This is a genomic window from Sphaerisporangium sp. NPDC005288 (genome assembly GCF_040607475.1).
Lineage (GTDB): Bacteria > Actinomycetota > Actinomycetes > Streptosporangiales > Streptosporangiaceae > Sphaerisporangium > Sphaerisporangium rhizosphaerae.
In genome coordinates this window covers 26,361-39,722 of the sequence record NZ_JBEXGT010000008.1, presented here as the reverse complement: position 1 = coordinate 39,722, position 13,362 = coordinate 26,361, and the positions used below count along the sequence as shown (strand labels likewise).

The 13,362-nt window shown below is 71.7% G+C and carries 7 protein-coding genes; 1 reads left to right on the top strand and 6 read right to left on the bottom strand.

Annotated features, from left to right (window positions below):
- Position 1: 1 nt before the first annotated feature.
- Both ABZU32_RS10245 and ABZU32_RS10240 read right to left on the bottom strand, forming a co-directional pair.
- A complete protein-coding gene (locus tag ABZU32_RS10245) occupies positions 2-631 on the bottom strand; it encodes a TIR-like protein FxsC (protein WP_354840985.1) in 630 nt (209 codons plus the stop codon).
- A 168-nt stretch (positions 632-799) separates the two neighbouring features.
- Positions 800-3,139: an FxsB family cyclophane-forming radical SAM/SPASM peptide maturase gene (locus tag ABZU32_RS10240; RefSeq protein WP_354919817.1), complete on the bottom strand. Its 2,340-nt coding sequence runs from the start codon at positions 3,137-3,139 to the stop codon at positions 800-802.
- A gap of 960 nt (positions 3,140-4,099) precedes the next feature.
- On the opposite strand from ABZU32_RS10240, the gene ABZU32_RS10235 reads away from it, so the two are divergent.
- The gene (locus tag ABZU32_RS10235; protein ID WP_354919814.1) at positions 4,100-6,064 is read left to right on the top strand and encodes a glycosyl hydrolase family 18 protein; all 1,965 of its coding nucleotides are present in this window, start codon (positions 4,100-4,102) and stop codon (positions 6,062-6,064) included.
- Between the two features lie 115 nt (positions 6,065-6,179).
- On the opposite strand, the gene ABZU32_RS10230 is transcribed toward ABZU32_RS10235, so the two are convergent.
- From ABZU32_RS10230 to ABZU32_RS10215, 4 genes are read right to left on the bottom strand one after another with little or no spacing between them, the layout of a single operon-like run.
- Positions 6,180-7,547 carry a condensation domain-containing protein gene (locus ABZU32_RS10230; RefSeq protein WP_354919811.1) on the bottom strand — a complete coding sequence of 456 codons (1,368 nt, stop codon included), beginning with the start codon at positions 7,545-7,547 and terminating at the stop codon, positions 6,180-6,182.
- A gap of 7 nt (positions 7,548-7,554) precedes the next feature.
- Positions 7,555-7,845: a phosphopantetheine-binding protein gene (locus tag ABZU32_RS10225; RefSeq protein WP_354919808.1), complete on the bottom strand. Its 291-nt coding sequence runs from the start codon at positions 7,843-7,845 to the stop codon at positions 7,555-7,557.
- Complete coding sequence (locus tag ABZU32_RS10220; RefSeq protein ID WP_354919805.1) at positions 7,842-11,309, bottom strand: amino acid adenylation domain-containing protein; 3,468 nt, start codon at positions 11,307-11,309, stop codon at positions 7,842-7,844. The genes ABZU32_RS10225 and ABZU32_RS10220 overlap by 4 nt, the downstream gene beginning before the upstream one ends.
- Complete coding sequence (locus ABZU32_RS10215; protein WP_354919802.1) at positions 11,290-12,981, bottom strand: class I adenylate-forming enzyme family protein; 1,692 nt, start codon at positions 12,979-12,981, stop codon at positions 11,290-11,292. The genes ABZU32_RS10220 and ABZU32_RS10215 overlap by 20 nt, the downstream gene beginning before the upstream one ends.
- Positions 12,982-13,362: the final 381 nt, after the last annotated feature.

Below are 13,362 nucleotides of genomic sequence, written 5' to 3'. Positions count from 1 at the left end.
CTCAGCACTGCGCCTCATCGAAGACGTTCCTCAGGTTGGTGAAAACCGCGGGGTCGCACGGCGCCAGACGCGTGCTCGTCGCGACGTCGACGATCGCGGTCGCTATTTCGAAGGTCGCGCTGACATACCCCTTGTGGAAGTCCTTCATGATCGCCAGTCGGTAGAGGCAGTCTCCTCCCGGCTCGGGGTGGCGCACCTGAAGCTCACTGGCGACCTTCGGGAGGTGGTTCATGTCGACCGGAGCCCACAGCACGGGAAGGATCGCGGTGAAGGGGTAGTACCGTTCGTTCCGGTGCAACTCCACGCGGCGGGCGAAGGCGTCCCACTCCTTGCCGCAGAATTCGCTGGTGAAATATTTGGGCTGGTACAGCGGCACGAAGACCTTGCAGGTCGCGAGGGCATGCATGATGTCGGCGTTCCAGCGGTTGCCACCGAGTATCGTGCGGTCGATGAATCCGGCCGGCACCCCGTCCGGATGGTCGGTCAACTGCATGATGTGGCGGCACAGATCTCTGTAGAACTCGACGACATGGCCATCTTGCTCCCCGCTGTCGGTCGGCCCGATATGGCGGTAGGACAAGAAGAAAAACGGCCCGCCCAGTCCATCGCCGGAGAACGATCCGTCTGCCATGAGGTTCCGTCTCCCGACCTCGCGGTTGCTCCTCCCCACCCAGAGGAAGCCGGACGCGGAAGTGTTCGAACACTTACCACGATAAAGGTAATGCAACGCGACCGCCCATCAATGGTCAAGCGCTACACGGCATCTGTTTCAGATGAAGCACACAGAAGATCGCGTAAATCAGTCATCAGACCATGATTCGACCGTAGCCCGTATTTTCCCGACGAACCGTTCGCCGAGCGGGGTGAGAGACCCGCTGTCGATCAGCGTGCCGCACGCGGCGAGGGTGCCGGAACGCCAGCGCCGATACCGGATCTCCGCGGCGCGGGTGTCGGCCTCCGCGCCGCCGTGCCGCCGCACCCGCCAGAAGTCGGCGACCGCCACGTGCGCGTAGGTGCCCTGGAGCAGCCCCTCCAGCGGACGCCTGTCCGCGCGCCAGGGCGCCTCGTACAGCCTGGTGTCGCTCTGGTGGTACAGGTGGAGCTTGTACAGCCCCAGCAGGTCCATCACGGCGCCCAGTTTGACGTGCTGGAACTCGTGCATCATCAGCAACGCCAGCGTGGCCGGGTCGCCGGGAAGGGCGACGCCGATCGCGCCGCCGGCGTACCTGGCGGTGGCGCTCGCATCGGCGTCCGGCCCTGCCGAGGCGAGCGGCGTCATCACCCGCAGCCCCGCGGCCAGGGCGGGGGCGTAGGCGGCGTGGTCGGCGAGGATGAGGTCCCATGCCCGCGCGAACATCTCCTGCCATTCCTCCGCCCGCTTCCGCGACAGCCGCGGCGAGACCGGCGTCTCGTAACAGTCCCGGTGGGGGTCGGTGTCCTCCAGGACCACCGAGAGGCCCTCCGCGGCGAGCCGGCGGACCGGCCGCCAGTCGCCGCCCGCCCGATCGTCCAGCCGGACCTCCCAGCGGCGGCGGCCGGCGGTCACGGCGAACCCGCCGGGACCGGTCTCGACCCGCGCCTCGGCGACGCGCCCCGTCACCAGGCCGCCCAGCGTGGGCAGATGCAGCAGCCCGCCCGTCACCGGAACGGTGAGCCGCGCCACGACCCCGGCGCGGACGGCCGCCGCGAGGACGATGTTCGCCAGGTAGCCCGGCTCGGGCGCGGCGTGCGCGCCGCTCTCGCGGCACCGCTCGGCCCACACCCGCACGTACGGATGGTCGAGGACCCGCTGCAGCGCGTCCCGATGATCGCGGTCGAGGGCCAGGAGCAGGTCCCATGCCCCCGGAACGCCGGGCAGGCCCGTCTCGCCCACTCCGGTCACCAGCATGCGGCGGATGAACCTCTGCCCGCTCTCCAGCCGGGCGATCACCTCACCTCCGCCGTAACCGCTCCCGAGAGCGTCGAGCTCATCCTGGGGGATCGGCAACGCCGCGGCGGAGACGACGGGCGCGCTGCCGCGCGGCGGCGGGGAAGCACCTCGTGCCCGGTCGTCGTGCTCGTGGATGTGCGTGACAAGCCTGAGCAGATCAGGGCAGTACACGCTGGGGTTGAGGAACCCGGCGCCCGCTCGGTACCGGTGGGCGTACAGCCCTCCGCCGCAGCTCGTGACCACCGGGCAGCTCTGGCAGGTCTCGCACAGTCCTTCCAGGCCGGCGCGGCGGCCGGCCATGCTCGGCGACGCGGCGAGCTGGTCGAGCGTGTGGGTGAAGACATCGCACCCGGTGGCGGGGGCGCCGTCGTAGGCGGTCTTGAGGGAGTCGACCTGCTCGTACCGGCCGTCGGTCTCGATGACCGCCAGGTCGCATTCGTCCAGGCCGAACGCCTCGGTCAGGCTTCCCTGCCCGCGGCCGGTGCGGATGATGGAGTCGAACATCCGCACGCCGACCGGGCGGCCGTCCTTCGCCCACCGGTCGAAGATCGCGATGAGCCAGTCGGCGTACTCGGTCTCACTACGGGGGCGAGGTGGAGGGTGGTCCCACGTCGCGTGCGGCAGGAGGAAGTCGACCACCGGCGGGTCGAGGGCGATCAGCGCCTCGTAGACGGCGACCGGGTCGTTCCGCACGTCGATGGTGCACAGCAGTCCGGCGTAGATGCCGGGGTAGGTCCTGCGCAGCAGGTCGATCCCTCTGATGACCCTGTCGTAGCTCCCCCGGCCATCGGCGTAGCGCCGGTGCAGATCGTTGGCCGGCCGGTCACCGTCCAGAGAGACGCCCACCCGCACGCCATGGGCCGCGAACAGGCGGCAGAAGCGGTCGTCGAGCGTCACGCCGTTGGTGTGGACGCGCAGGTCGAGGCCGCACACCCCCTCCAGGGCACCGCGCAGCCCCACGATGGCCTGTTCGAGCAGGTCGTGTCCCGCCAGCAAGGGCTCCCCGCCGTGCAACACCACGTGCACGGCGGGAAGGCGGTGCGCCCGGGCGTGCTCGGCGATGCGGTCGGCCGCCGCCGTCAGCGTGTCCGGCTCGATGACCTTCGGACGGCGGCGCCAGCTCTGGTCGGCGTGCTCGTACACGTAGCAGTGGTCACACGCGAGGTCGCACCGGCTCGCGACCTTGAGCACGAACTGTCGGAACGGCACCGGGTTGTCCCTTGAAGCCGCCGGCCTCCTCAGATCGAGGAGTTGAAGGCCGCCACGGAAACTTTCACGACGGCCTTCGGGGGAACCGTGTCAAAGAGATCCTTGTACTGCGCCGTCTCTAGCAATTGGGTGAGTGGCAGGACGGACAGATCTTCGACCGAGGGAAGCATCGTGCCGTCTCCAGAGTTCCGCATGCCTTTACCGTTCTGCTTGGGGGGCTGGAATTATTCGCGAGCGAGCTTCGGATCGATGGACCAACCTGGCCGGCGGCGGCGCTCTCGCGCCGTGGGCGCTGGGATGATGCGGTGCCGGACTCCCGCATGTGCGCCCCAATCGGCCGATCATGGGACTTCCGACCGGCTTCGTTTTGACATTACTACCCTGGTTTCGTTTTTGCACCCCGGAAAGCGGGATCTTACTTTCTGTACACAGTCCCCCGGGGCCGGTCAGGCGCGTTTGTTTCCGACCTTTTCTCCGGCTACCGGTCACGGCGAAACGGCGAGGCGATAGCGGGCCGCCGGCGCCCGCCGGGCGCTCCCGGCGCCATCGCGATCCCCACCGCCGGGCGGGCGGTCGCGCGGGGGCGCTCCGGGGCGGACGGCCGGGGAATCCGGGGTGACAGGACATTGACGGCGGAGTCAAGGGCGGGTAGGTTCGCTGCTAATTAAAAGGAAAGCTTCCTAACAGTTTCGTTGTGACGACGAGGTGGGGAGGTTGCCGCCATGCCGCGGTCTCCGCCGGTCCTCCGCCAGTTCGCCCCGTACCGCCGCCCTCAGTGAATGCCGGGCGAAGCCGCCCGCGCGGCCGCCCGCCGGGTTCCCGGCCCCCCGTGCCGCGTGCCTCCCGCCGGGTTTCCGGCCCCGCGCGCCGGGCCGGGTTTCCGGCCCCGCGCGCCGCCCGCCGTACATACGTCCTCATCGACCCCCCAATTCGCATCCGCCCGATGGACGTGGAGCACAAATGAGATACAAGTTCGCCAAGGTCCTGCTCGCGACGGGGGCAATGCTCCTGCCGCTCGGGACGGCGGTCGCGTTCGGGCCGAGCGCCTCCGCCACGGTCGCGGTCGCGAGCCGCGCCGCCATGGCCGCCGCGTGGGCCCCGAACACGGCTTACACCGTGGGCACCGTGGTCAGCTACAACGGCGTCGACTACCGGTGCGTCCAGAGCCACACGTCGCTGGTCGGCTGGGAGCCGCCGAACGTGCCCGCTTTGTGGACGCCGGTCACCGGCGGAGGCGGCGACACCACCGCGCCCAGCGCGCCCGCCGGTCTGCGATCCACGGCGACCACCTCCTCCAGCGTCTCGCTGGCGTGGAACGCCTCCACCGACAACGTCGGCGTGACCGGCTACAACGTCTACCGCGGCTCGACGCTGGTCACCACCGTCACCGGCACGAGCTACACCGACACAGGTCTGTCGGCCGGCACGGCCTACGCCTACACCGTCAAGGCGCGCGACGCCGCGGGCAACCTGTCGGGCGCGAGCACCACGCTCAACGTCACCACGGCGACCGGTGGCGGCGACACCACCCCGCCGAGCACGCCCGGCAGCCTGCGGTCCACCGGCACCACCTCCTCCAGCGTCTCCCTCGCCTGGAACGCCTCCACCGACAACGTCGGCGTCACCGGCTACAACGTGTACCGCGGCGGCACGCTGGTCACCACCGCGACCGGGACGAGCTACACCGACTCCGGCCTTTCGGCCTCCACGGCCTACACCTACACCGTCAAGGCGCGCGACGCCGCGGGGAACCTGTCGGCCGCGAGCAACCAGGTCAGCGCCACCACCCAGCCCGGCGGGGGCGGCGGCGGGAACAAACTGCTCGGCTACTTCGCCGAGTGGGGCGTCTACCAGCGCAATTACCACGTCAAGAACATCGAGACCAGCGGGTCGGCCGCCAAGCTCACCCACATCAACTACGCCTTCGGCAACGTCACCAACGGCCAGTGCGCCATCGGCGACTCCTACGCCGACTACGACCGCGCCTACACCGCCGCCGAAAGCGTCGACGGGGTGGCCGACACCTGGGACGCGGGCGCGCTGCGCGGCAGCTTCAACCAGCTCCGCAAGCTCAAGGCCAAGCATCCCGGCCTGAAGGTGCTGTGGTCCTTCGGCGGCTGGACCTGGTCGGGCGGGTTCGGGCAGGCGGCGGCCAACCCGGCCGCGTTCGCCAACTCCTGCTACAACCTGGTCGAGGACCCGCGCTGGGCCGACGTGTTCGACGGCATCGACATCGACTGGGAGTACCCGAACGCGTGCGGCCTGAGCTGTGACGGCAGCGGCGCGGCGGCGTTCAGGAACCTGATGTCGGCGCTGCGCTCCCGCTTCGGGTCCAGCTACCTGGTCACCGCCGCGATCACCGCCGACGGCACCTCGGGCGGCAAGATCGACGCGGCCGACTACGGCGGCGCCTCGCAGTACATCGACTGGTACAACGTCATGACCTACGACTACTTCGGGGCCTTCGCGGCCAACGGCCCGACCGCCCCGCACTCGCCGCTGACCTCCTACAGCGGCATCCCGACCCCCGGCTTCTACTCCGACGCGGCCATCCAGAAGCTCAAGAGCAAGGGCGTCCCGGCGAGCAAGCTGCTGCTCGGCATCGGCTTCTACGGCCGGGGCTGGACCGGGGTCACGCAGAGCGCCCCCGGCGGCAGCGCCTCCGGCGCGGCGCCCGCCACCTACGAGGCCGGCATCGAGGACTACAAGGTGCTCAAGACCCGGTGCCCGGCGACCGGCACCGTGGCCGGCACCGCCTACGCGTTCTGCGGCAACCAGTGGTGGAGCTACGACACCCCCAGCACGATCTCGGGGAAGATGAGCTACTCCAAGAACCAGGGTCTCGGCGGCTCCTTCTTCTGGGAGCTCAGCGGGGACACGACCGGCGGCGAGCTGATCACGGCGATGCGGAACGGGCTGGGCTGAGCCCGGCATCAGGTCGCGAGAACAAGGACAGGAACAAGACGAGAACAAGGACAAGGGCGAAGACGACCGGCGCGCCGTCACCTGGGGACAGGTGGCGGCGCGCCGCCGCGTGTGGTCAGGCGGATGCCGTGCCGGCCAGGCGTGGGAGCTCAGCCAGGCGCACCTCGCGGTAGGCGGCCGCGAGGAGCAGGCGCTCCAGTCCGCGCAGGTAGCCTTCCATCGCCTCCGGCGGGAGGTAGGCGGTGTCGGCGGTGAGCGAGATCCCGAGGCCGGCGGGCTCGTCGGTCACGTGCAGGCAGAACCTGCAGTTCAGCTGGTCCAGCTTGACCGGCCAGGTCACCCTCGTCTCGTCGAGGGAGGCCCGGACGGCCGCCTCGTCGTGCTCGGCGGCGACGATCCGCGGCGGCTCCACCAGCCGCTGGTCGTTGAAGCAGCAGTAAGGGTGGACGCTCTCGCTGCGCTCGGCGCTCACGGCGTCGACCACCCGGCGGAGCTCCAGCGGGTCGAACCTCGTGTGCTTGTAGGCGCGCAGGGACGACGCCCACGCCGAGCGCAGCAGGCTCTCGAAGGTCTCGTCGGTGAGGTCGAGGACGAACAGGCCGTCCTGCGCGAGCGGCGTGACCACCTCACGGTCGCGCACGTGGAAACGGTTGTTCACCACGGGGAGCATGGCGCAGGTGCGATGTCCCGTCACCTCCCCCACCATCGCGGCGGCGCCGGCGAGGAGCACCGTCGTCTGGCTCACCCGGTACCGGCCGGAGATCACCTGCACGGCGGTGCCCATGGCCGGGGACGTCATCGCCGCCCGCCAGAACCGGGGCCGCCGGGGCGGGCCGGCCGGGGCGCCGAACATCGAGGGCGCGATGCGGCGGTACTCCCGCTCCCAGAAGGCCAGCGCCGAGGAGGAGACGCGCAGGCCCGCGGGCGACGACTGCTCGCGGGCCAGGTCCAGCGGCTGACGCGGCGGCGGCCCGGGGAGGGCGCCCCGGCGCAGCAGCAGCCGCAGGTCGCGCACGGCGACGTCGGCGCCGTGCCCGTCCGCGGCCAGATGGCAGAACACGATCACGACGGACCGGACGTCGCCGTCGCACGTCACCAGGCCGATGCGCACGGGCCACTCGGCGTGGTAGTCGAAGACGGGCGCGGCCAGACGCTCGAGCATGTCCTCCGCCGTGCGCCTGAGGTCCGCGGCCGGACACTCCACGACCTCGACCTCCAGGGCCCCCGAGCGCTCCACCGCCTGGTGGACGTCACCGTCGGCCTCACGCAGGCGCGTGCGGAGGGACTCGTGCCGGGCGACCAGCGCCGCGAGCGCCTCCAGCACCACCCGCTGCGGGTGCGGTGCGATCGTGACGACGCGGCCGAAGTTGAAGTAGTGGTCGCTCGGCATGGTCCGGCACATCGCCAGCCATATCGACCGCTGCCCCCAGGCGAGCGGCGCCGTCCCTGACCGCTCCCCGCGGAACTCCAGCCGCGTCCTCATCGGCCGCTCACCGGTGGGCGGCCGAGGCGTCGAGGATGTGGGCCACCAAAGAGTCCAGGCCGTCGAGGAAGCTCACGTCGCGGCCCAACTCGACCTCCACCCCGAACTCCTCCTCGATCGCGTCGATCAGGCGCAGGGTGGTCAGCGACGTCACCCCGGCCGCGGTGAACGAGACGCCCGGCCGCAGCACCTCCTCGGCGGCGATCTCGCCGTCCGAGGCCGTCACCACCATGTCGGCGACGCGCCTGCGCACCGTCGCGGTGTCCAGGGCCGCCGACGTGTCATCAGAGTCGGTCATGTCATCTCCTGTCCGGACGATCTGATCGCGTGTACCACGCCGTCGATGGTAGGGGTGTCGAAGAAGACGTCCAGATCGACGTCCACCCCGAGGTGCTTGCGGATGCGGCTCGCGATCTGGGTGACGGTCAGCGAGTGGCCACCGAGCTCGAACAGGTCCTCGTCGGGCCGTATGCCGTCGAACCGCAGCACCTCCTCCCAGATGCGGGTGACCTCGGCCACCAAGGGATCGGTCTCGGCCGGCGGCGGGGACTGCGGGGCGGTACGCGACGGCGGATCGGGCAGGGCGGCACGGTCGAGCTTGCGCGCCGGAGTCAGCGGCAGGCGCTCCAGCTCGACGAAGACGCCCGGCACCATGACGCCCGGCAGCACCCGTGCCAGGTGCTCGCGCAACCGGGCGCTCATCTCCGGGCCCGACGCCGTGTCCGGGTCCGATGCCGTCTCCGGGTCCGAGGGAGCCGGCGGGACCGACGCGTCTGACAGAGCCGACGGAGCCGACCGGTCTGACGGAGTCGACGCGTCCGACGCGTTGGACGGGGCCGACGGGGCCGACGGGGCCGAGGTGTTGGACGGGGCCGACGGGGCCGAGGCGTTGGACGGGGCCGTCTTCGGGACGACGTAGGCGACCAGGCGCTGCTCGTCCTCCCGCAGGACCACGGCGGCCTCGGCGACGAGCGGGTGCTCCAGCAGTCTGGCCTCGATCTCGCCCAGCTCGACGCGGTGACCGCGGATCTTGACCTGGGAGTCGGCCCTGCCCAGGAACTCGATCAGCCCGTCCGGCCGTCGCCTGCCGAGGTCGCCCGTGCGGTACAGCCGCGCTCCCGGCGGGCCGTGAGGGTCCTGCGGGAAGCGTGCGGCCGTCAGCTCGGGACGGTCCCGGTACCCGCGGGCGACCCCGTCCCCGCCGATGCAGATCTCGCCCGGGACCCCGACGGGGACCTGCGCCAGGCGCTCGTCCAGCAGGCGGATCGTGGTGTTGGCGAGCGGGCCGCCGATGGTGACCTCGGCCAGCGTCTGCGGGATCTCCGCGATGGACGACCACACCGTGGTCTCCGTCGGGCCGTAGACGTTGACCAGACGGCCCACCCGGTCGCGCAGCTCCCGTGCCAGCGGCAACGGCAGCGGCTCGCCCCCGCTCAGCGCGACAAGGCCCGGCGCGTCGAACCCCGCGTCCAGCAGCAGCCGCCAGCTCGACGGCGTCGCCTGCGCGTGGGTGACGGACTCGGCCTCGATCAGCCGTCGCAGCGCGGCGCCGTCCCTGGTGCTCGCCTCGGGCACGACGACGACCCGGCTCCCGGTGATCAGCGGGAGCAGCAGTTCCAGCGCCGAGATGTCGAACGCCAGGGTGGTCAGCCCGAGCCACACGTCCCCGTCGCCTGCTCCGAGCTCGCCGCGCATGGCGAGCAGGAGGTTGGTCAGCGAGCGGTGTTCCACCTCGACGCCCTTGGGCCGGCCGGTGGATCCGGAGGTGTAGATGACGTACGCGAGGTCGCCGGAGGCCGGGGACGCCAGGTTCACGGGGCCGGCCGCGCCGGGCCAGGAGGCCAGCTCCCCGAGCTCGAGCACCGGCATGGGCGCCTCGGCGTCACCGAGCGGCTGGGGACGATCGCCGGCCGAGGTCGCGGACGTGTCCGATGTGATCGACGTGTACCGCCCGTTCGGCGTGTCATGTCCGTTCGGCTTGTTCGACGTGTACCGCCCGTTCGGCGCGTTCTCCCCGTTCGGCGTGTTCGGGGTGTCCTGCCCGTTCGGCGGGCCGATGATGCCGGACAGATCCGGGGCGCCGGTGACGCAGGGCGGGCCGCCGAGCCGCTCCGGGGCCAGCACCAGGGAGACCCGCGCGTCCCTCAGGACGAAGGCGAGCCGCTCGGCGGGGTAGGCCGGATCCAGCGGCAGATAGGCGGCGCCCGCCTTCAGGACGGCCAGCACGCCGGCGACCATCTCCGGCGATCGCTCCAGGTGGAGGGCGACGACCTTGCCGGGGCCCATACCGCGTTCCCGCAGCGCTCCCGCCAGCCGGCCGGCGGCCGCGTCCAGCTCGGCGTAGGTCACCTCGCGGTCGCCGGACACGACCGCCACGGCGTCCGGGGCCGCCCGGGCGCGCCGCTCGAACAGCTCGGTCACGGTGAGGTCGGGGAAGGTCCTGCGGGTGGCGTTCCACCCCTCCAAGGCCTCCCGTTCCTGCGGGGTCAGCACCGGAAGGTCGCCCACGCGCAGGTCGGGCCGGTCCGCGAGGCTCTCGATCACGGTGCGCAGATGCCCGGCCAGCGCCTGGACCGTGCGCGGGGCGACGGCGTCCGGGCTGAACTGCAAGCCGAGGGTGAGCCCGGCGGAGGAGCCGACCGCCTGGATGTGCAGGGCGTTGCGGGCCGCCCCGCTGAACACCGTCCATTCGACGGTGACGTCGAGCCCGGGAAAGACCGGGTCGGGGTCGCGTTCCCGGTAGCTGAGCGAGACGGGCGCGAGCGCGGCGCGCGGCGCGATGCCGCCGACGGCCTGGGTGAGCGGCACGCGGCGGAACCGGTACACCTGCCGCAGTTCATCGCGGACGGCGCCGGCGAACTCGGCGAAGGTCATGTCGAGCGCGGGACGGGTCACGACCGGCAGTTCGTTGACGAACAGGCCGACCAGGTCGCGGGTGCCGGCCGTCCGGGTGGACATGTCGACCGCGACGACGACCTGCTCGTTGCCGTAGCGGCGCAGCAGGGCGTGCAGGGCGGCGAGCAGGAACTCGAAGTCGGTCACGCCGAGCGCCGTGGCGGCGCGGGCGATGTCGTCGAGCGCGACCTCGATCGTCTCGCCGGGTTCGGCCGCCCGCACGGCCCGGGCGGGGCCGGGGAGGATGGGCTCGCGGGGGTCGCTCCACCGGGACCGCCAGAACGCGGCGGCCTCGTCCCGGCTCGCGGCGACCTCCTCGCGCTCCTCCTCCACATACCGGGCGTAGGAGCCGGTGAGGACGGGCAGGCCGGCCGGGGCGCCGGTGACGCGCTCCCGGTAACAGGCAGCGAGGTCCCGTACCAGGACGTCCTTGGACATCCCATCGAAGACCAGGTGGTGCGCGGTGAAGACGAGCACGTGGCGCACCGGGCTCAGCGTGAGGACGGCGAAGTCCGCCAGCGGGCCCCGGTCCAGGTCGAAGGCCCGCTCGACGTGCGCCCGCACGGCGGCGTCGGGGTCCCCTCCGGCCTGACCGGAGAGGTCATGGAGTTCGACGGACGGCGGGACGTCCGCGGGGACCAGGCGGACCTCGCCGTCCCGCTCGACCGGCACGGTCGCGAGCACCGGGTGCCGGGCGAGGACCGCCTGGCACGCCCCGCGCATCGCCTCGACATCCAGGCCGCCTTCGAACGTGACGACCAGCGGCATGCGGTAGGCGTCCCCGGCCGCGCCGGTCCGCTCGGTGATCCAGATGCCGTGCTGGGCGAACGAGGCGGGCGGATGGGTGTCAAGAGGAGTGCGCGGCATGGTCGCCTTCCGGGGTAGCGAGGAGCGTCCGCAGTTCGCGTTTGAGTACCTTTCCCGCGGCGTTCTTGGGCAGGGAGGGGAGGACCAGCCATCGGGCCGGCAGTTCGTGACCGGCGAGCCGGTCGGCGAGGAAGGCCCGCAACTCGGCGGTGGACACCCCGGTCCCCTGGACCACCCTCGCCGCCTGGACCATCGCGGAGTCCCGGACATCTCCGGCGTCCGATTCGCCCGTCAGGTCCGCAGTGGCCGCGGCATTCGAGGCGGGCTCGGGGTCCTGGACGGTCGCGGAATCCTGGACGGTCGCGGGGGTCGAGGCCGGCTCGGCGCGGGGGACGACGGCGGCCGCGACGGCGGAGCCCATGACGGGGTGCGGCACGCCGAACACGGCCGCCTCTGCGACGGCCGGATGCTCGTGGAGCGCCGCCTCGATGCGCAGGGTCGAGATCTTGAACGCGCCCGACTTGATGATGTCGCTCTCGCGGTCGAGCAGGTACAGATAGCCGTCCTGGTCGAGATGGCCGATGTCGCCCATGCGCACCCACCCGTCGCGGAACACCCTCCCGGCGGCGTCGCCGTCCCGGTCGTAACTGCGGGGATCGGTCGGCGAGCGCAGCCAGACCTCACCGGGCGTCCCCGGCGGGACGGGGCCCTCGCCGTCGGAGATCATCAGGGTCCCGCCGGAGGCCGGCCGGCCCACCGAGTCCGGCCGCGCGGGGTCGAAGACCATGGTCGTCTGGGCCGGGGCGGCCTCGGTCGAGGTGTAGTAGTTGACGATGGTCGCCCGGGGGAAGGCCGTCGTGAGCGCCGTGGCGACGGAGGGTGCCAGGGCCGCCGCGGTGGACCCGAGCAGCAGCACGCTCGACATGTCGTACTTATCTGTCACGCCGGAGTTGAGCAGCTCGATCGCCATGGAGGGGACGAGGAAGACGGTCCCCACCCGGTAGGTCTCGATGAGCCGGGCGAACCGGGCGGCCGTGAAACGCGGCAGGGTCAACGCGCCCGGACGGGCGTCCAGCGCGTTGATCAGCATCGTCTGCCCCGCGTTCGTGCCGATCGGAAAGGCGTGCAGGAAGTACCGGGAGTGGGCGAGCGGGCGGCGGCGCGGGTCGCGCGAGCAGCCGAAGGTCAGGTTGGCGTGACTCGCCACGACCGCTTTCGGCTCCCCCGTCGTGCCGGAGGTGTAGAGGATCTGCGCGGCGTCCCCCGGCCGGACCGACACCTCGTCCAGGCCGTGGGCATCGGCGCGGCCGTCCCCACCAGAGTCGCCGTCCGCGCTGGGCGTGCCGTCCGCGCTGGGGCTGAGGTCGGAAAGGGTCACCGTCCACAGGTCCGCCTGTGGCGGAGTCCGTCCCGCGCCGTGGACGACGGCCGCCGCCGAGCTGTGCGCGAGCAGCCGGTGCAGCTCGCCCGGCGGCAGGGCGGCCGCCAGCGGCACCGCGACACCCCCGGCCTTCTGCGCGGCGCAGTAGGCGATGGCGTAGTCGATCCACTCGTTCTCGCCGAAGACGAGGCCGACCCGGTCTCCGTGCCGCAGCCCGCGGCGGAGCAGGCCCAGCGCCGCCTCGTCCGAGTGGCGGTCCCACTCCGCGAAGGTGAGCGAACCGACGTCGTGGACGGTCAGCGCGACGCCCGCGGGTTCGGCCGCGGCGCGGGCGGCCAGCAGCCCCGGCACGGTCGAGATGACGGGGAGGACAGGCGCGGTCCTCGCACGCCCGGCGCGTTTGGCGGGCTTGACGCGCTTGGCGGGCGTCGGCGGCGGAGGCACGTGCGTGGCGGGGTCTCCCGGCTCTGCCGGCGTGGGGGGTTCGGCGGGCGGGCGCCGGCCGGAGACCGAACCTAGGGCGTCCGAATTCGGTCGCAGAACGCTGGAATCCGGTCGCAGAGTGGCGGAATTCGGTCGTGGGGCGTCCGAATCCGGTTGTGCGGCACGCACAATGCACCTCCGAGTAATGCGCGCGTGCGAAATTGCGGCGTCACCCGGGTCGGCGCGGACCTCAATCGGAGAACGACCGTCTTCCCCTGTGGTGGAGCATGTGATTCATGAACTCCGAGC